17 protein-coding genes are annotated in these 17,790 nt (G+C 74.5%); 6 read left to right on the forward strand and 11 right to left on the reverse strand.

Annotated features, from left to right (window positions below; genetic code table 11):
- Positions 1-24 precede the first annotated feature (24 nt).
- The gene (locus GC722_RS03630; protein ID WP_197429754.1) at positions 25-1,671 is read right to left on the reverse strand and encodes a peptide ABC transporter substrate-binding protein; all 1,647 of its coding nucleotides are present in this window, start codon (positions 1,669-1,671) and stop codon (positions 25-27) included.
- Positions 1,672-1,840: 169 nt separating this feature from the next.
- On the opposite strand from GC722_RS03630, the gene GC722_RS03635 reads away from it, so the two are divergent.
- Positions 1,841-2,752, forward strand: coding sequence for an ATP-dependent DNA ligase (locus GC722_RS03635; RefSeq protein WP_197429755.1), 912 nt, complete (start codon positions 1,841-1,843; stop codon positions 2,750-2,752).
- 84 nt (positions 2,753-2,836) lie between these two features.
- Positions 2,837-3,535 carry an ANTAR domain-containing protein gene (locus tag GC722_RS17570; RefSeq protein ID WP_197429756.1) on the forward strand — a complete coding sequence of 233 codons (699 nt, stop codon included), beginning with the start codon at positions 2,837-2,839 and terminating at the stop codon, positions 3,533-3,535.
- A 95-nt stretch (positions 3,536-3,630) separates the two neighbouring features.
- On the opposite strand, the gene GC722_RS03645 is transcribed toward GC722_RS17570, so the two are convergent.
- From GC722_RS03645 to GC722_RS18830, 3 genes are all read right to left on the reverse strand, one after another.
- The gene (locus GC722_RS03645; RefSeq protein ID WP_156608057.1) at positions 3,631-5,079 is read right to left on the reverse strand and encodes an MFS transporter; all 1,449 of its coding nucleotides are present in this window, start codon (positions 5,077-5,079) and stop codon (positions 3,631-3,633) included.
- Complete coding sequence (locus GC722_RS03650; RefSeq protein WP_197429757.1) at positions 5,076-5,687, reverse strand: SRPBCC domain-containing protein; 612 nt, start codon at positions 5,685-5,687, stop codon at positions 5,076-5,078. The genes GC722_RS03645 and GC722_RS03650 overlap by 4 nt, the downstream gene beginning before the upstream one ends.
- Positions 5,688-5,764: 77 nt before the next feature.
- Positions 5,765-6,520: a metalloregulator ArsR/SmtB family transcription factor gene (locus GC722_RS18830; RefSeq protein WP_331714350.1), complete on the reverse strand. Its 756-nt coding sequence runs from the start codon at positions 6,518-6,520 to the stop codon at positions 5,765-5,767.
- A 159-nt stretch (positions 6,521-6,679) separates the two neighbouring features.
- Between GC722_RS18830 and GC722_RS03660 the strand changes: the two genes are divergently transcribed.
- The 4 genes from GC722_RS03660 (at position 6,680) to rox (ending at position 11,284) form a co-directional block, all read left to right on the forward strand.
- Positions 6,680-7,840, forward strand: a complete 1,161-nt coding sequence (locus GC722_RS03660) for a hypothetical protein (protein ID WP_156608062.1) — start codon at positions 6,680-6,682, stop codon at positions 7,838-7,840.
- A gap of 4 nt (positions 7,841-7,844) precedes the next feature.
- Positions 7,845-9,017, forward strand: coding sequence for a sensor histidine kinase (locus GC722_RS03665; RefSeq protein ID WP_156608064.1), 1,173 nt, complete (start codon positions 7,845-7,847; stop codon positions 9,015-9,017).
- Positions 9,010-9,669 (forward strand): response regulator transcription factor, encoded by a 660-nt coding sequence (locus tag GC722_RS03670; protein ID WP_331714351.1) that lies wholly within the window; start codon positions 9,010-9,012, stop codon positions 9,667-9,669. The genes GC722_RS03665 and GC722_RS03670 overlap by 8 nt, the downstream gene beginning before the upstream one ends.
- 169 nt (positions 9,670-9,838) lie before the next feature.
- Positions 9,839-11,284, forward strand: coding sequence for a rifampin monooxygenase (gene rox / locus GC722_RS03675; RefSeq protein ID WP_456298109.1), 1,446 nt, complete (start codon positions 9,839-9,841; stop codon positions 11,282-11,284).
- 25 nt (positions 11,285-11,309) lie between these two features.
- Here rox and GC722_RS03680 read toward each other — a convergent pair whose 3' ends face one another.
- The 7 genes from GC722_RS03680 to GC722_RS03710 form a co-directional block, all read right to left on the reverse strand.
- Positions 11,310-11,603: a hypothetical protein gene (locus GC722_RS03680; RefSeq protein WP_156608068.1), complete on the reverse strand. Its 294-nt coding sequence runs from the start codon at positions 11,601-11,603 to the stop codon at positions 11,310-11,312.
- Between the two features lie 58 nt (positions 11,604-11,661).
- Positions 11,662-12,714, reverse strand: coding sequence for a hemolysin family protein (locus GC722_RS03685; RefSeq protein ID WP_156608070.1), 1,053 nt, complete (start codon positions 12,712-12,714; stop codon positions 11,662-11,664).
- Entirely contained in the window at positions 12,707-14,050 is a 1,344-nt protein-coding gene (locus GC722_RS03690) for a hemolysin family protein (RefSeq protein ID WP_156608073.1), read from the reverse strand. The genes GC722_RS03685 and GC722_RS03690 overlap by 8 nt, the downstream gene beginning before the upstream one ends.
- Positions 14,051-14,486: 436 nt before the next feature.
- Entirely contained in the window at positions 14,487-16,304 is a 1,818-nt protein-coding gene (locus GC722_RS03695) for an FAD-dependent monooxygenase (RefSeq protein WP_156608075.1), read from the reverse strand.
- A gap of 37 nt (positions 16,305-16,341) precedes the next feature.
- Positions 16,342-16,956 carry a trimeric intracellular cation channel family protein gene (locus GC722_RS03700; RefSeq protein ID WP_331714352.1) on the reverse strand — a complete coding sequence of 205 codons (615 nt, stop codon included), beginning with the start codon at positions 16,954-16,956 and terminating at the stop codon, positions 16,342-16,344.
- Between the two features lie 136 nt (positions 16,957-17,092).
- The gene (locus GC722_RS03705) at positions 17,093-17,383 is read right to left on the reverse strand and encodes a DUF1540 domain-containing protein (RefSeq protein WP_156608077.1); all 291 of its coding nucleotides are present in this window, start codon (positions 17,381-17,383) and stop codon (positions 17,093-17,095) included.
- Positions 17,384-17,484: 101 nt separating this feature from the next.
- The gene (locus tag GC722_RS03710) at positions 17,485-17,778 is read right to left on the reverse strand and encodes a DUF503 domain-containing protein (RefSeq protein ID WP_331714353.1); all 294 of its coding nucleotides are present in this window, start codon (positions 17,776-17,778) and stop codon (positions 17,485-17,487) included.
- Positions 17,779-17,790: the final 12 nt, after the last annotated feature.

The raw sequence follows: 17,790 nt of genomic DNA on the forward strand, positions 1-17,790 counted from the left end.
CTCGCCCTCCCCGTCCCGCCGTCCTCAGGCCACCTCGAGCAGACGCAGCTTCACCGAGCCGCTGAACGGGTCCAGCACGACGTTCGAGACCCGGTCGCTGTGGAAGACGGTGACCTGGCTGAAGCTGATCGGCACGGTCGGGAAGTCCTCGGCCAGCACCTTCTCGGCCTCGGCGTACTTGGCCACGGCGGCGTCCAGGTCGGCGGCCCGGTCGCCCTCGGCGATCAGCTGCTCGAACTCCTCGTTGTAGTAGCCGAAGCTGGTGTTGCCCTCGTCGGGCTCGCCGCCGCCGTACACCGGACCCAGGTAGTTCTCGTTGAGCGGGTAGTCGGGGAACCAGTTGGCCCGGAAGGGCCCGCTGAAGTCGCGGGCGGCGCGGCGGGCGAAGTAGTCCGGGCTCGGGTCCAGCTCGTAGGGGATCCCCAGGTTGAGGGTGATCTGGTCGCCGATGGCCTGGAAGTACTCCAGCTGGGTCTCGTCGGTGCCCAGGTGGATGGTCAGCGTCTCGCCCTCGGGCCAGCCGCCGGCGGCCTCCAGGGCCTGCTTGGCGGCGTCGGGGTCGAAGGTGCACCACTGGCAGGTGCCGGCCACGCCGCCGGGGACGCGCTCGGGCACCACCCAGCTGTCGGCCGGGACGCCCTGCCCGGGCAGCACCGCGTCGATCACGGCCTGCCGGTCGATGGCCATCGAGATCGCCTTGCGGAACTCGACGTCGGTCCACGGCTCGCCCTCGTAGAGCGGGAAGCCCAGGTAGGTCAGCGCCGCGCCCGCGACCTCGACCTTGCGGGTGGACAGGTCGGGGTCGGCGTTGGCCTGCTGCCACTCCGCCGGCGGCGGGGTGCCGGTGTCGAGGATGCCGGCCTGGAAGTCGGGCCAGGAGGAGGAGCCGGAGTACTCGGTCCACTCGATCCGGTCGAAGTTCGGGGCCTCCTCGCCGGTGTAGCCCTCGAACTTGGTGGCGGTCAGCGACTGGCCCTGCTGCCACTGCTCGACCTGGAAGGGGCCGTTGCCGATCGGCTGGGTGGCGCAGGCGTCGATGTCGTCGAGGCAGGCCTGCGCGATGGGGAAGAAGCCGGTGTAGCCGAGCATCGTGTCGAAGCCGGCGAAGGGCCCGTTGAGGGTCACCTCCAGGGTGGTGGGGTCCACCACCTCCAGCCCGGACAGGGTGTCGGCGCTCGGCTCCTCGTTGACGGTGACCTCTCCGTCCTCGCTCACCTCGTAGTCGCCCTGCATCGCGTCGTAGCCCTCGATGCGCTCGAAGAAGTAGTTGTTCTCCATCGCGTTGGGGCCGTAGGCGGCGTAGTTCCAGGCGCGGGCGAAGGCCTCGGCGTCCACCGGCTCGCCGTTGTGGAAGGTGGTGCCCTCCTTGATGGCGATCGTCCAGACCACGTTGTCCTCGGTGCTGATGTCCTCGGCCAGGTAGTTGTACGGCTCGGTGGTCTGCGGGTCGTAGCGGACCAGCCCGTCGTAGATGACGTCCAGCACGGCGATGTTGTCGCCCACGTTGGAGTCCATCGGCAGCAGCGTGTCGACATCCTGGGTCAGCGCCAGCCGGACCGTGGCGTCGCCGCCGCCCTGGTCGCCGCCGCCCCCGCCGTCACCCCCGCTCGAGCAGCCGGTGGCCACCAGGGCCAGCACGACGGATCCTGCGGCGAGTCGGGCGATCCTCACGAGTGTCCCTCCGGTAGCAGCGGTTCCGTGCGAGGAACCGGCGTTTTCCGGCATCCTGCCGCACCTGCTGCGTGGAGTCACCGTTCGTGACACAGCCGTTACCTGGCGTGTCGGCCGGCGGGCCGGAGCCCGGCGGTGCCGCGCGCGGCCCTGCTGTGAGACTGGCGAGGTGAGCGGCCCCCTGATGCGAGCCCAGACCACCGAGCGCCTGCCGGTCGGTGGGGGCTGGGTCTTCGAGCCCAAGTACGACGGCTACCGGGTGCGGGCGGGCGTCACCGGCGGGGTCGCCCGGCTGGTGTCGCGGCGCGGCACGGTGCTGACCGGGCTGTTCCCGGAGGTGGCGGGCGCGGTGGCCGAGCAGCTCGGCGACGGCACCGAGGTCGACGCGGAGCTGGTGGTCTACCGCGACGGGCGGCTCAGCTTCGACGCCCTGCAGCAGCGGATGGCCGGCGGGCCCCGGCGGGCGGGCGCCTCGGCCAGGAGCGACCCGGCCACGCTGATGGTCTTCGACCTGCTCGCCGAGCGCGGCAGCGCCACCGTGGCCGAGCCGTGGACCCGACGGCGGTCGCGGCTGGAGCAGCTGGCGACCGGCTGGCGGCCACCGGTCCAGCTCACCCCCTTCGCCCGGGAGGTGGAGGAGGCGGCCGCCTGGATGGAGGCGCTGGCGCCGATGGGCATCGAGGGGGTGGTGGCCAAGCGGGCGGCGGCGCGCTACGGCGCGGCCGGCAGCTGGCTCAAGGTGAAGCACCGCGAGACCCTCGAGGGGGTGGTCGGCGCCGTCGTCGGCCCGCTCGAGCGGCCGGAGGCGCTGGTGGTGGGCCGCTGGGACGACGGCGAGCTCACCATCCTGGGCCGCGCCCCGCTGACGCCCCGCCAGGCCGAGCAGGTGGCACCGCTGCTCTCCGCGCCCCGCAGCCCGCACCCGTGGCCCGACCGGATCCGCTCGGCCCACTTCGGCGGCGACCCGGTGGCCATCACCCACGCCGAGCCGGAGGTGCTGGTCGAGGTGCTGGCCGACACGGCGGAGTCGGGCGGGCGTCGTCGTCACCCGCTGCGCTTCCTGCGGGCGCGGTTGGACTGAGCGGACACGGCAGCGCGGCGCCGTGTCTGCCGCCATGATGGACCCGGCCCCATGATGGTGTCGCGGGCGGCCTCAGGAGGGACCATGGAAGAGTTTACGGTGGACTACCAGGCGTTGTTCGACGCCGCCCCGACCCCGTACCTGGTGCTGACGCCGGACCTCGTGATCGTCGGCGTGAACCGGGCGCGGGAGCAGGCCACCGGGATCCGCCGCGAGGACGTCCTCGGCCGTCCGCTGTTCGAGGCCTTCCCCGACAACCCCGACGACCCGGCCGCCACCGGCGTGCAGAACCTGCGCGCGTCGCTGGAGCGGGTGCTGCGGACCAGGCAGCCCGACACCATGCCGGTGCAGAAGTACGACCTGGTCGACCCGGCGACCGAGACCTTCACCGAGCGGTGGTGGAGCCCGGTCAACGTGCCGGTCCTCGACGAGGACGGCGAGGTCGTCCTGCTGATGCACCGGGTGACCGAGGTGACCGAGTGGATGAGGGCCCGGTCGCAGCGTCAGCTGGAGGCCGAACCCGCCCTCGACGAGGCCGACAGCGACCTGTACGCCCGGGCGCAGGAGCTCCACGCGGCGTGGATGGACGCCAGCGCGGACGTGGAGCACTTCCGGGTGGCGATGCGCTCGCAGCGGCTGATCGGCCAGGCGGTGGGGATGCTCATGGTCCGGCTCGGGGTGGACGCCGAGCGCGCCTTCGCGCTGCTGGCCGAGGAGTCGCAGCACCGCAACGTCAAGCTGCGCGAGGTCGCCCAGGAGCACGTCGACCGCCACCGCCGGTGAGCCCGGGTTCCCCCCTTGGCGCGGTCGGCCACGAGGTGCCCCGTCAGCAGGAGTGCACGGCCAGCAGGAGGGCACGGCCAGCAGGAGGCGCACGGCTAGGAGGAGGTGCCCGGCTGCGGCTGCCGGGTGGTCGCGGAGGAGGTCCCCGGGTCGCCGGGCTGCTGCTCGTCCGCGGTGTCGTCGGGGGCGGTGGCCCGGTACCGGCGTGAGAGCCGGCGGTACTGCGGGCTGCAGAGCGCGGCGACGGCCAGCAGGGCGCAGCAGGTCCCGGTGACGACGAGGACCAGGGCGATGCCTCGGGTGTCGCCGGTGCCCAGCAGCCACTGCCACTGCCGCTGCCCAACCTCGGAGCGCAGGTGCGGGATCACCCACAGCTGGGCCAGCGGGGCGACCAGCAGCGCGGTGACCGGCGCGGCCGCGGCCTCGAAGGTCATCGCGAAGCCGAACACCCGGCCCTGCTTCTCGTAGGGCACCACCCGCTGGATGACGGTCTGCTCGGCGGCCTCGATCGCGGGGTACAGCGCCATGGTCAGCCAGGTGCCCGCGACGAACAGCCACCCCCACTCGCGCAGCGTGAACACCGCGCCCACCACGCCGACGCACCCGGCCACCAGCAGCATGGTGCGGACGGGGTTGCGCCCGAGCCCCGTGCTCGCCACCAGCGCCCCGCCCGCGATGAAGCCGGTGGAGGCGACCGCGAACCAGATGCCCCAGCCCTGCACGCCGAACAGCTCGATGCCGTACGGGTCCATCAGGGCCATCGAGGCGCCGCTGAAGAGGTTGTTGAGCGTGGTGAACGCCACCAGGGCCAGCAGCCCGGGCACGGCCAGCACGGCCGCCCACCCGCCGCGCAGGTCGACCCAGCGGCTGGGCTGCTGCGGCGCGGGGACGGGACGCTCGGGGATCCGCAGCGCGAGCAGGTGCACCATGGTCAGCGCCAGGGCGGTGATGCCCAGCACGAGCGTCCAGCCCATGCCGAGGAAGCCCACCGACAGACCGCTGAAGACGCTGGTGACCAGCATGGCCAGCCCCTGCACGGCGCCGACGAGGCCGTTGGCGTTGGCGTGGCGCTCCTCGGGCACCAGCAGCGTGACGGTGGTCGACAGGGCGATGTTGCGCAGCTGCTCGACCACGGCCCCCGCGAGCATGACGACCGCGAAGACCCAGAACCACGGCTGGCGGAGGTCGGTGATGGCCTGCTCGCCCACGACCACGAAGAACAGGGCGTCGGCCAGGAAGACCGCGAGGGTGGCCGAGGTGGACCACACCATCACCGACTTCTTGCGGAAGCGGTCGACGAGCGTGCCGAAGAACATGCTGAACAGCGAGACGAACAGCATGTACACCCCGCCGATCACGCCGGTGGCGATGACGTTGCGGGTCTCGGCGTAGATCCAGAAGGTCAGCGCGAACCAGAGGAAGCTCGTGGTGACGTTGGCCACCGCGGTGTTGACCAGCACGTGCAGGAAGGTGCGGAACCCCCGCTCCGGGACGGGCCGGTCGCCGGACGGCGGCGGGGCGCCGTCCTCCCGGACCCCGCTCATCCCTGCCCGGCCGACCGGGAGGCGGCGTAGCGCGCCTCGGCCTCGGCCCACTCCACCGCGCGGAGCCTGGCCAGGCGGATCTCCTCGGCCTCGTCGAAGACGTACCACTCGGCGCTGGGCCGGTCCGGCAGCGCCCCGCGCAGGTACTCGACGAGGTAGTGCAGCGGGCTCTCCCAGCCGATGGCCGGGCTGAACTTGTCGCCGGAGAGGTCGGTGGTGAAGACGTCGGCGACGGAGGCGTGCTCGAGCTCCAGCCAGGTGGCGTCCGGCCCGTCGGCGCTCAGCCGGAGCTCCACCTGGTCCACCTCGTCGCGGTCCGGCGGCAGCCACTCCACCCGCAGCAGGTCGGGGGCGCGGCAGACCAGGATCCGGCCGCTGGCCTGCCCCTCGAAGGCGTAGGACCCGCCCTCGCGGAGGTCGCCGCCGACCGGCAGGAAGAACCGGTCGATCTTGTCGGGGGTGGTGAGGGCCGACCAGACCTGCTCGACCGGGGCGTCCAGGCGGCGCCGCAGCACGGCCGCCCGGCCGGGGCCCTGGGGGAGCTCGCGGTCGACCAGGCGGCGCTGCACGGCCGCCAGGCTCTCGTCCTCGCGGATGGTCTCGTCCACTGCTGTCTCCTTCGTCGGGTGCTTCGGGTGGGGTGGTGGTGGGCTCGGGGGAGGGGCCGGGGGGCTGGGGGAGGGCCTCAGGGGGTGGGCGACGGGGCCGGGCCGGGCTCGGCGGGCGGTGCCCACTGGTGGATCTGCACGAGGTTGCCGCAGGTGTCGTCGAGCACGGCCGTGGTCGTGTCCCCCATCACGGTGGGCGGCTGGGTGAAGTGCACCCCGAGAGCGCGCAGCCGCCGGTGCTCGGCGTCGACGTCGTCGACGGCGAAGGAGGTGAAGGGGATGCCGTCGGCCACCAGCGCGTCCCGGTACGCCTCGGCGGCCGGCAGGTCGCTGGTCTCGAGCACGAGCTCGGTGCCGTCCGGGTCGGCGGGCGACACCAGGGTGATCCACCGGGCCTCGCCGACCGGCACGTCGTGCTTGACCCGGAAGCCCAGCACCTCGGTGTAGAACCGCACCGCCTTCTGCTGGTCGTCGACGAGCACGCTCATCAGCGCGATCCGCAAGCCGGACCCCTTCTCCTCGCTCGTGCCGGTGTCCTCGGCAGCCGTCGGGCGGGTGGCCGCGGGGCGGTCCAGCCAGCGTCCGACGAGCGGCTCCAGCGGAGCCGTGTCGAGGTGGTGGATCTTGTAGCGGCCGTCCCGTCGGGCCCGGACCAGGCCGACGTCCTGCAGCACCTCCAGGTGCTGCGAGACGGCCTGCCGCGACGACGTCAGGTCGTGGTTGGTCGCCAGCCGGCCGCACAGCTCGAACAGCGTCTGGCCGTCGCGCGCCGACAGCTCGTCGAGGATCGCCCGCCGCGTGGGGTCGGACAGCGCACGGAAGACGTCGGCCACGTCCGGAACGTTAGGCAAGTAGCGACTTGCATGTCAAGGTCCCGGGCGGCGGGACCGCCTCACCCGTGCGACGGCCCGGATCACCCGCGCGGGGGAGGAGGCGGCGGCCGGCGTCCGGAACCGTGGGAACCACCGCGAACCTGCCACGGAAGGACACCCATGAACCGCCTCACCGGCACCTCCCGGACCGCCCTCGCCGGCGCGACCGCGACCAGTGCCGTCGCCGCCCTGCTCGGGCTGGGCTGGCTGCTGCTGCCGGCCACGAGCTTCTTCTACAGCCAGCCCTCCAGCGCCTGGCTGTCGGCGCTCGCCGGGCCGCTGCCGACCACGGTCGTCCACACCGTCGCCGCCCTGACCGGGGTGGCGGTGGGGCTCGCCGCGCTGGCCCGCGCGGTGCGCCGCCACGTCGTCGTCGCCGGCGGCGTGGTGCAGCTGCTGTGCTTCGGCGTGCTGCTGCAGAGCATGGGGACGCTGTCCATCGCCGGCTACCTGGTGGCGATGGCGATGCCGGTGGTGCTCGCCGTCCTGCTGGTGCAGGTGGTGCGCCGCTACCCCGTCGCCCGCTGGCTGGTCGGGGTCCCGGCGCTGGTCGCGGCCGTCGTCGGCGTGGTGCTCGGCCGGGAGGCGCTGGCCGCGCTGGCCGCCACCCTCGGCGCCGGGCTCGCCGCCCAGGCGCCGCGGATGCTGGTCGCCCTGCTGCTCCTGCTGGTCGGCACCAGCTGGGCCGCGGCCGTCGCCGCCGCGCTCGCCGGGACGCCGGGTGCCGCCCGCGCCACCGCCTGGGTGACCCGGCACCGCACCGTGCTCACCGTCGTCGCGGCCTGCGGCCCGCTGCCCTACGCCGTGCTGCGGCTCAGCTGGCTGCTGCCCTCCTCGCTGGTGCCGCCGGCGCTCGCGCCCGAGGGTCTGGACCTGTCCATGCGGATCTGGGGGCTGCTGCTGTCCAGCGGCGCGTGGCTCGGGTCCGTGCTCACCCTCGGCCTGGTCCGGCCGTGGGGCGAGGTCTTCCCCCGCTGGGTGCCCGGGCTGGCCGGCCGGCCCGTGCCGGTCGCCGCGGCGGCCGTCCCCGGCGGGCTCGTCGCCGCCGTGCTGTGCTTCACCGCCGTGCCGATGCTCTTCGGGCTGCCCGAGGGCACCGTCGTGCAGGTGACCACCCTGGCGCTGGTGTTCCCCTGCTGGCTGTGGGGTCCGGCGCTGGCGCTCGCGGTGTGGGGCTACGTCGGGCACCGCCGCCAGGACGCCGCCGCATCCACCCCCGCTGCCCCCGACGCCCCTGCGGGCGACGCCGGCACCACGAGCACCGCGGTGTCGGCAGGATGAGCACATGACCCGGCGTCTCCTGCGGCGGTTCGCCTGGCTCATGCTGGGCGCCGCGATCGGGCTGGCCACGGCACTGCTCGTGGTCAGCCTGCTCGCCGTCGTCGCGCCCGGGCTGCCGCGGGAGGTGGTGGTGCTCGTCACCGTGCTCGCCGGCGCCGGCCTGGGGCTCGTCCCCGGCGCGCGGGAGCTGGAGGTGACCGCCGCCCGCACGATGCTGGACGCCGACGCGGAGCTGGTGGTGCCGCGCAGGCCGCGGTGGGCGCACCGGCGCCAGACCATGGCCTGGGTGGTGCTGCACCAGCTGGCGGGCGTGCTGGTCGGGGTGGGGCTGTTCGCGGCCGTCCCGGCAGCCGGGCTGGTGCTGGTCGAGACCGTCACCGGGCGCGCCGGCACGGTGGTCGACGTCCCCGCCGCGCCCGCGGCCCGCGCCGCCCTGGCCGCCGCCGCGGTCGTCGTCGGGCTGGCCGGGCTGGCGGCCTGCTGGCCGGTCGGTGCGGTGGCGGCCCGCTGGGCCGGCCGGTTCCTCGGCCCGACCGCCTCGGACCGGCTGGAGCTCGCCACCTCGCGGGCCGCCCGGGAGGCCGAGCACACCCGCCTCGCCCGCGAGCTGCACGACGGCATCGGGCACGCGCTGACCATCGTCAGCGTGCAGGCCGCGGCCGGTCGCCGGGTCGGCGGCCAGGACCCCGCCGCCGCGGCGGCCGCCTTCGCCACCATCGAGGACACCGCCCGCGACGCCCTGGCCGAGCTCGACGAGCTGCTCGCCGTGCTGCGCGAGGACCGGCCGGGAGCGGTGGCGCCGGTCGACCTGGCCGGTGTCGTCGAGACCCACCGCCGTGCCGGTCTGGTGGTCGACGCCCGGCTCGACCTGCCGGCCGGGCTCCCGCCGCTGCTGCAGCGCACCGTGCAGCGGATCACCGCCGAGGCGCTCACCAACGCCCACCGCCACGGCACCGGCCCGGTGCGGCTGGTGGTGTCCGCCGGCGCCGGCGTGCTCACCGTCGAGGTCAGCAACCCGCGCGGCGGCCGGACGTCCCGGCGCGGCGGCGGCCGGGGGCTCGCCGGCGTCCGCGAGCGGGTGGCGCTCTTCGGCGGCACGGTCGAGGCCGGGCCGGAGGGCGAGCACTGGGTGCTGCGGGCCACGCTGCCGCTGCCGGAGAGGAGCGACCGTGCCTGACGTCCCCGTCCCCGGCCGACCGGTCCGGGTCGTGCTGGTCGACGACGAGCCGCTGGTGCGACGCGGGCTCGCGCTGATCCTCGACGCCGAACCCGACCTGGAGGTGGTCGGCGAGGCCGGCGACGGCGCGGAGGCGGTGGCGCTGGTGCGCCGGCTCCGCCCCGACGTGGTGTGCATGGACGTCCGGATGCCCGAGGTGGACGGCATCCGGGCCACCGAGCTGGTGCTGCGTCAGCCCGCACCGCCCAAGGTGCTGGTGATCACCACCTTCGCCAGCGACGACCACGTCGTCGACGCGCTCGCCGCAGGGGCATCGGGGTTCCTGCTCAAGCGGGCCCGCGCGGAGGAGATGGTGCAGGCGGTGCGCACCGTCGCGACGGGGCAGAGCCTGCTGTTCCCCGAGGCGGTCCGGGCGCTGCTGCGTCCCCGCCGGCGCACCGCCCGCCACGACGGGCCGCCGCTGACGCCGCGGGAGCAGCAGGTGCTGGCCCTCGTCGGGCAGGGGATGACCAACGCCGAGATCGCCGCGGAGCTCGTGCTGGGCGTCGAGACCGTGCGGACCCACGTCGCCTCGGTGCTGGCCAAGCTCGGCGCGCGGGACCGCACCCAGGCCGTGGTGATCGCCTACCGCACCGGTCTGGTCGAGCCCTGAGTCCAGACGTCCCCCGGGGACGACGACGGCGAGGGGACCAACCCCTCGCCACACCCAAGCTATAGCGCACCCCCGCTCTTGCGGCAAGGCCCCGGTGCTGCCGGAGAATCGGGCGCCTCGGCCCCGCAACCACCCCAGCCCGGGGCCACCACACCCCGAGGAGATGGACGTGCACGACGTGGTCATCGTGGGCGCCGGCCCCACCGGCTCCCTGCTCGCCGCCGAGCTGCGGCTGCACGAGGTGTCGGTGCTGGTGCTCGAGAAGGACGAGGAGCCGCCGACCTTCGTCCGCTCGCTCGGGCTGCACGCGCGCAGCATCGAGGTGCTCGACTCGCGCGGCCTGCTGGAGCGCTTCCTGGCCGCCGGCCGCACCTTCCCCCTCGGCGGCTACTTCGCCGGCATCGAGAAGCCGGCCCCGACCGGGCTGGACAGCGCCCACGCCTACGTCCTCGCCCTGCCGCAGCCGGTCACCGACCGGCTGCTGGTCGAGCACGCCGTCGAGGTGGGCACGGAGATCCGCCGCGGCTGCGCGCTGGTCGGGCTCAACCAGGACGAGGACGCGGTCACCGCCGAGCTGGCCGACGGCAGCCAGGTGCGGGCGCGCTACCTGGTCGGCTGCGACGGCGGCCGGAGCACCGTGCGCCGGCTGCTCGGCGTCGGCTTCCCCGGCGAGCCGTCCCGGGTCGACACGCTGCTGGGCGAGATGGAGGTGACGGCGACGGCCGAGGAGGTGGCCGCCGTGGTGGCCGAGGTCCGCCGGACCGAGAAACGCTTCGGCCTGGGTCCCGTGGGCGGCGGGGTGTACCGGGTGGTGGTGCCCGCGGCGGGCGTGGCCCGGGACCGCTCGGTGCCGCCGACGCTGGAGGAGTTCCGGGAGCAGCTGCAGACGACCGCCGGCACCGACTTCGGAGTCCACTCACCGCGCTGGCTGTCCCGCTTCGGCGACGCCACCCGGCTGGTCGAGCGCTACCGGGTCGGGCGGGTGCTGCTGGCCGGGGACGCGGCGCACGTCCACCCGCCGGTGGGCGGGCAGGGGCTCAACCTGGGCCTCCAGGACGCGTTCAACCTCGGCTGGAAGCTGGCCGCCGAGGTGGCCGGCTGGGCGCCGACGGACCTGCTCGACAGCTACTGCGCCGAGCGCCACCCGGTCGCGGCGGACGTGCTGGACAGCACCCGCGCGCAGATGGAGCTGCTGTCCACCGAACCCGGGGCGCAGGCGGTGCGCCGGCTGCTCGCCCAGCTGCTGGACTTCGAGGAGGTGAACCGGTACCTGACCGAGAAGGTGATCGCGACCGGCGTCCGCTACGACCTCGGCCCCGGGCACCCGCTGGTCGGTCGCCGGCTGCCCGACCTGGCGGTGGGGTCCGGGCGGCTCTACGAGCGGATGCACCGCGGACGCGGGCTGCTGCTCGACCCGACCGGGCACCTCTCGGTGGCGGGCTGGGCCGACCGGGTGGACCACGTCGTCGAGCCCGTGGCGCCGCTGGTCGGGTCCGTCGAGGAGCTGGATCTGCCCGCCGCGCTGCTGCGCCCCGACGGCCACGTCGCCTGGGTCGGGGAGGACCAGCCCGACCTGGAGAGCCGGCTGTCGCGGTGGTTCGGCGCCGCGCGCTGAGGGGCGCGTGCGGCCCGGGCGGGGGTCAACCGCGGAGGGCGAGCCACAGCAGGAGGGCCATCACCGCACCGCCGGCCAGCGTCCCGACCAGCACGGCCAGGGGCAGCGCCGCCCGCACCCGCTCGCCGCGCACCGGCTCGGAGCGCAGGCTCCGCAGGAGCACGACCACGCCGACCCCGCCGAAGGTGCCGAACACCACGCCGCCGACGACCCCGGCCACGACGCTGGCGGAGCCGAGCCCCCAGACGGTGCCGAGCACGACCGCTCCGACCACCCAGGTGTGCAGAGCCAGCGCCCAGTCCGGCCACGTCCGCGACATGGCAGGACGCTAGCCCGCCGGCGGGCCGCGCCGGGGCGGAACCGGGAGACCGGGCCCGTCAGCTGGTCGGGCCGCCGCTGGTGGCGTCCTCCACCTCGCCGACCAGCTCCTCGATGATGTCCTCCAGGAACAGCACGCCGGTGGGGTTGCCCTCGCTGTCGTAGCTGGTGGCCACGTGCGAGCCGGCCTGGCGCATCGAGGCCAGCGCGTCCTCCAGGTCGGCGTCGCGGGACACCGAGCTGAGGGTGCGGATCCGCTTGGCCGCCACCGGCTCGTCCCGGTCGTCGGGGCCGGTGGCGTCGAGGACGTCCTTGAGGTGCAGGTAGCCGGCCGGGGCGCCGTCCGGCCCGGTGAGGATGTAGCGGGAGAACCCGTGCTCGGCCACCGCCTGCTGCACCTGCGCCGGGGTGGAGCGGTGCGGCAGCACCACCATCTCCGCCAGCGGCACCTCCACGTCGGACACCTTCTTCTCGGTGAACTCGAAGGCGGCGGTCAGCGCGCCGGTGTTGTCGCTCAGCGTGCCCTCGCGGGTGGACTGCTCGACGATGGTGGCCACCTCGTCCAGCGTGAAGGTGCTGGTCGCCTCGTCCTTCGGCTCGACCCTGAACAGCCGGAGCACCGCGTTCGCGGCGGCGTTGAGGGTCCAGATCACCGGCCGGAAGATGCGCGACACCATCACCAGCGGGGGCGCCAGCAGCAGCGCCGCCCGGGTGGGCAGCGAGAAGGCCAGGTTCTTGGGCACCATCTCCCCGAACACCACGTGCAGGAAGGTGACCAGCACCAGGGCGATCACGAAGGCCACCCCGCCGATGGCCTCCACCGGCAGCGGCGTCGCCTCCAGCGGGTACTCCAGCAGGTGGTGGATGGCCGGCTCGGAGACGTTGAGGATCAGCAGCGAGCAGACGGTGATGCCCAGCTGGCTGGTGGCCAGCATCAAGGTGGCGTGCTCCATCGCCCACAGCGTGGTCTGGGCGGCGCGGCTGCCCGCCTCGGCCCGCGGCTCGACCTGCGAGCGCTTGGCGGAGATGACCGCGAACTCGGCCCCCACGAAGAAGGCGTTGAGGGCCAGCAGCACGAACAGGGCCGCGATGCCGGGCACGTACTCAGCCATGGTCGGCTCCTGTCGCGAGCTGCTCGTCGGTGGGCTCGGGCGGGGTCGGGGTGAAGCGCAGCCGCTCGATCCGGGCGCCGTCGATGCGCTCCACCCGGAGCACGCCCTGGTCGACGGCGACCTCGTCGCCGACCTCGGGCAGCCGGTCGAGCTGGTCGATCACGAACCCGCCGACGGTGTCGTACTCGTCGTCGTCGGGGACCCGGACGCCGGTGCGCTCCAGCAGCTCGTCGGGACGCAGCCCGGCGTTGAACACGATGGAGTCGTCGCCGTGGCGGACCAGGCCGACGCGGGAGCGGTCGTGCTCGTCTTCCAGCTCGCCGACCAGCTCCTCGACCAGGTCCTCCAGGGTCACGATGCCGGCGGTGCCGCCGTACTCGTCGGTCACCACCGCGATCTGGAAGCCGGCGGTGCGCAGCAGCCCGAGCAGCCGCTCGACGCCCATCAGCTCCGGCACCCGCAGCGGTTCGACCATCAGGTCGCGCACCGTGCGGCGGGCGAGCTCCTCGGCGTCCAGGGCGAAGGCGGCCTTGACGTGCACCACGCCCACGATGTCGTCGACGTCCTCCCCGGTGACCGGGAAGCGGGAGAACCCGGTGCGGCGGGCCAGCTCGATGATGTCCCCGGCCGGGTCGTCGTCGTCCAGCTTGGCCATCCTCACCCGCGGCGTCATCACGTCGCCGGCGGAGTGGCTGCTGAAGCGCAGCGTGCGGTTGAGCAGGGTGGCGTGGTCGGCGTCGAGGATGCCCTCCATCGCCGAGCGCCGCACCAGCGAGGACAGCTCCTCGGCGCTGCGGGCCCCGGACAGCTCCTCCTTGGGCTCGATTCCCATGGCGCGGATGACCGCGTTGGCGGTGTTGTTGAACAGCAGCACCAGCGGCTTGAACACCGTGGTGAAGGCGACCTGCAGCGGCACCACCACCCGGGCGGTCTGCAGCGGCAGGGCCAGCGCGAAGTTCTTGGGCACCAGCTCGCCGATGAGCATCGACAGCAGGGTGGCCAGCGCCACGCCGAGCACGGTGCCCACCGCGCTCACCAGCGCCGAGGGCAGCCCGAGCGCACCGAGCGGGCCCTCGAGCAGCCGGCTGAACGCCGGCTCGAAGGTGTAGCCGGTGAGCAGCGTGGTCAGCGTGATGCCGAGCTGGGCGCTGGAGAGGTGGGTCGAGGTGGTCTTCAGGGCGCCGATGGTCGGGCCGAGGCCCTTCTCGCCGCGCTCCTGGCGGGCCTCGAGCTCGCTGCGGTCCAGGTTGACCAGCGAGAACTCCGAGGCGACGAAGACGCCGGTGCCGACGGTGAGGACCAGTCCGACGGCCAGCATCAGCAGGTCGAAGGTCATGTCACCTCGACCCGGTCGGGCGGGCACCGGCGCGCCGTGGCGGCCGGGCGGTGGTGTGGGGGACCCCCGTCAGGGGGTCAGGACTAGGAGGATCACCCATGCCGCGTGATCGTAGCGGCCGGCCCGTAACGCCCCGCCCTCCGCCCACCTCCGCCGCCGCTGCGCCACCGCGACCGGCCCGCCCCACCCGGCCCGCCCCCACCCCCGCTTCAGAGCCCGTCCGCACGCTTCACAGCCCGTCCGCCCCACGGGCCCACCCCCGCTCCACGACCCGTCCGCCCCACGGGTCCGCCCCACCCCCGCTTCACAGCCCGTCCGCACGCTTCACAGCCGCTGCAACGGCTGTGAAGTCGCTGAGACGGCTGTGAGGCGAGCTGGTGTGCGCCGGTCCTGGCTCGGGTCCGGTCCGTCGGGGTTCACAGCCGGTGGGTGCGCCTCACAGCCGCTGCAACGGCTGTGAAGGTGAGCGGACGGCTGTGGAGCTGGGCGGGGGCGGCTGTGAAGTCGCTGGGACGGCTGTGAGGGCGAGCTGGTGTGCGCCGGTCCTGGCTGGGTGCGGTCCGGGGGGGTTCACAGCCGGTATGTGCGCCTCACAGCCGCTGCAACGGCTGTGAAGGTGAGCGGGTGGCTGTGGAGCGGGGCGGGGGCGGCTGTGAAGGTGAGGGGACGGCTGTGAAGTCGGGCGCGGGCGGCTATGAGGGTGGGGGACGGCTGTGAGGCGGTGGAGGGAGGCGGGGGCGGGGGTCAGCGCGGTTCGAGGACGGACGCGGTGAAGCCCAGCTCGCGCAGGGTGCGGGTGAACTCCGACCCGGTCCGGTTCGGCCGCGGCGGCCACGAAGCCGTCGGGACGCACCAGGAACCAGCGGCCGGGTGCCAGACCCAGGTCGGGGCGCGGGTCGAACCGGTGCGCCTCGGTGACGAGGCGCGGCAGGCCGGTCAGCTCGGGCAGGACGGGCCCGTACCCGTGGACCTGCCAGCTGAGGTGGTCCAGCACCTCGTGGTTGGCCCCGGTCCAGGGCAGCCGACGTCCGACCACCGGGTCGCGCCGCCCGCCGCTGCGGGCCCGCGCCTGGGGGGACATCCAGTAGTGGATGCGCAGCTGGCCGACGTAGCCCGCCATCCGGCGCCCGAGGGGGAGCCGGCCGACGACGACCGAGGCCACCGGGGCGAGCCAGGGCACCAGCACCCGGCGGGTCAGCACCGCGGCCGGCGTCTGCGAGACCACCCGGCTGAAGACGGCGTCGGTGGTGCGGACCAGCCGCTGCGCGACCGGCCGGCGCTCCTGCTCGTAGTGGTCGAGGTGCTCCTCGCCGGCGTCCCCGCGGAGCACGGCGGCGAGCTTCACCGCCAGGTTGGCGGCGTCCTGCAGCCCGGTGTTCATGCCCTGCCCGCCCACGGGGGAGTGCACGTGCGCGGCGTCCCCGGCCAGCAGCACCCGGCCCGCGCGGAACCGCTCGGCCAGCCGGTGGTGCACCCGGTAGGAGGAGAACCAGCGAACCTCGCCGAGCTCGACGGCGAAGTGCTCGGCCAGGTCGGCGCGGGCCCGCTCCGGTCCCGGTTCGTCGCCGTCGCCGACCAGCCCGATCACCCGGTGCCGGCCCGGTCCCAGCGGGAAGGTGAGCAGGAACCGGTCGGTGCCCGAGCGCAACGTGATCCGGCCGTCCTCCAGCCCGGTCACCACGTCGGCGTCGGCCACGAAGAAGGTCTGCGGTGCGGTGTGCCCGACGAACTCGATCCCGGCCTCCCGCCGCACCAGCGACCCGCTGCCGTCGGCGCCCACGCACCAGCGCGCGGTGACGCTCCGCGGCCCGTCGGGTCCGGCCAGCTCCGCGGTCACCGCGTCGCCGCGGTCGGTCAGCGACAGCAGCCGGTGGCCCCAGCGCACCCCCGATCCCAGCTCGGTCAGCCGCTGCACCAGCAGCGCCTCGTTCGCCGACTGCTCGAGCACGTGCGCGCCCGGGAACGGGGACTGCGAGCGCATCAGCCGCGCCAGCGGCACCACCCCCGGGGCGGGGCGGCGACCCCACCCGGGACGCAGACCCGACACCCACGTCGTCCGGTCCCGGACGGCGTCGATCATGCCCAGCTGGGCGTAGTGCTCCATCGAGCGCGCCTGCACGACGATGGCCCGCGACTCCCGGGTGGGGCCGTCCCCGTCGTCGACCAGCAGGTGGTCCACCCCGAGCCGGGCCAGCCAGGTCGCGAGCGCCAGACCGGTGGGGCCGGCGCCCACCACCAGCACGTCGGTGTCCATGCCGTCCACGCTAGGCCACGCGGCTGCCCGGGGCGCGTCAGTCGAGGTTGCCCGCGTGCGGCATCTGCCAGTGGTGGTGGAGGGCCAGCAGCCGGATGACGATGCACACCGCGGCGGCCAGCACCGCCACCCAGGGGGCGTACCAGCCGCCCGCCCAGGCGACCACGGCGACGCTCGCGCCGGCCAGCGCCGCCAGGGCGTAGATCTCCTCGCGGAGCACCAGCGGGGTGCGCCCGGCCATCAGGTCACGCAGCACGCCCCCGCCCACCCCGGTCAGCATCCCCAGCAGGGCGGCGGCGAAGGGGTTGAGGCCGAACTGCAGCGCCTTGACCGCCCCGGTGACGCAGAACAGCCCGAGCCCGAGGGCGTCGAAGCGGGCGATGTGCCGCTCGATGCGGCTCAGCCGCGGGTGGAAGCGGAAGGCGACCAGCCCGGCCACGACGGGCACCACCAGGTAGCGCCAGTCGGCCAGCGACGCCGGCGGCACCGCGCCGATCAGCAGGTCGCGCAGGATCCCGCCGCCCAGCCCGGTGAGGGCGGCCAGCACCAGCACCCCGAAGACGTCCAGCCGGTTCCGCACGCCGGCCAGCCCGCCGGACAGCGAGAACACGAAGATGCCGGCCAGGTCCAGGACCAGCAGCAGCGGGCTCACCGGCGCCGGCCCGGCAGGGCGTGGCCGGGGAAGACCTCCGCCGGACTGGACGGGGTGCGCACGCCCTCACCCTATCCAGGGCGCGACCGGGTCCGGCCCGGCGGACGGGCCCCGCGTCCGACGGTTCCCGGTCCGGTCAGGCGCGCTGGAAGGTGAGGCAGTCGGCCGGGTCGGCCCCGGCGCCCACCCGGATGAACTCCGCGTGGCACTCCAGGTCCTGGTTGTGGATGCAGTCGGCGCGGTGGCAGGCCCCGACGAAGGCCACGTTCTGGGTGAGCCCGCCGTCGGTGCCGAGCTGGATGAAGGTCCCGCAGCCGGCGTTGGCCCCGGTGACGCTGATGGCACCGGCGTGGCAGGCGGTGTCGTGGTTGTAGGAGCAGCCCTCCACGGTGCACTCGTGCACGGGTGGGAGGTCGGTGACGGTCATGGTGCCTCCTGGTCGTGGTGCGTCCTGCTCGCCACGCTACGACCGCACCCCCGCGGTCAGGGAAGACTCAGAAGCCTGAGCGCAGGCTCACCTAAGCGGCCTCAGTCGTCGCTGGAGTGCAGCCCGCGGTGGGCCGACAGCAGCTCGACCTCCGGACGTCCGGCCACCGCCCGCTCGACCCGGTCCAGCACGTCCACCACGTGGGCCCGGTCGGCGGCGACCACGCTGGCCCCCACCGCGGCCCGCCGGTGCAGGTCCAGGTGGCCGCACTCGGCCACCGACAGCTCGAAGCGCCGCCGGAGCTCGGCCACCAGCGGCCGCACCACCGAGCGCTTCTCCTTCAGGGAGTGCACGTCGCCGAGCAGCAGGTCGAACTCGATCCAGCCGATCCACACACGGCCCACCCT

Source organism: Auraticoccus cholistanensis, from assembly GCF_009742705.1.
Lineage (GTDB): Bacteria > Actinomycetota > Actinomycetes > Propionibacteriales > Propionibacteriaceae > Auraticoccus > Auraticoccus cholistanensis.

Excerpts from the sequence above, each read along its gene's own strand:
- GC722_RS17570 (WP_197429756.1), top strand. The coding sequence starts at position 2,837 with ATGGAAGAGTTTACGGTGGACTACCAGGCGTTGTTCGACGCCGCCCCG.
- GC722_RS03645 (WP_156608057.1), bottom strand. The coding sequence starts at position 5,079 with ATGAGCGGGGTCCGGGAGGACGGCGCCCCGCCGCCGTCCGGCGACCGG.
- GC722_RS03660 (WP_156608062.1), top strand. The coding sequence starts at position 6,680 with ATGAACCGCCTCACCGGCACCTCCCGGACCGCCCTCGCCGGCGCGACC.
- GC722_RS03665 (WP_156608064.1), top strand. The coding sequence starts at position 7,845 with ATGACCCGGCGTCTCCTGCGGCGGTTCGCCTGGCTCATGCTGGGCGCC.
- GC722_RS03680 (WP_156608068.1), bottom strand. The coding sequence starts at position 11,603 with ATGTCGCGGACGTGGCCGGACTGGGCGCTGGCTCTGCACACCTGGGTG.
- GC722_RS03685 (WP_156608070.1), bottom strand. The coding sequence starts at position 12,714 with ATGGCTGAGTACGTGCCCGGCATCGCGGCCCTGTTCGTGCTGCTGGCC.
- GC722_RS03690 (WP_156608073.1), bottom strand. The coding sequence starts at position 14,050 with ATGACCTTCGACCTGCTGATGCTGGCCGTCGGACTGGTCCTCACCGTC.
- GC722_RS03695 (WP_156608075.1), bottom strand. The coding sequence starts at position 16,304 with ATGGACACCGACGTGCTGGTGGTGGGCGCCGGCCCCACCGGTCTGGCG.
- GC722_RS03705 (WP_156608077.1), bottom strand. The coding sequence starts at position 17,383 with ATGACCGTCACCGACCTCCCACCCGTGCACGAGTGCACCGTGGAGGGC.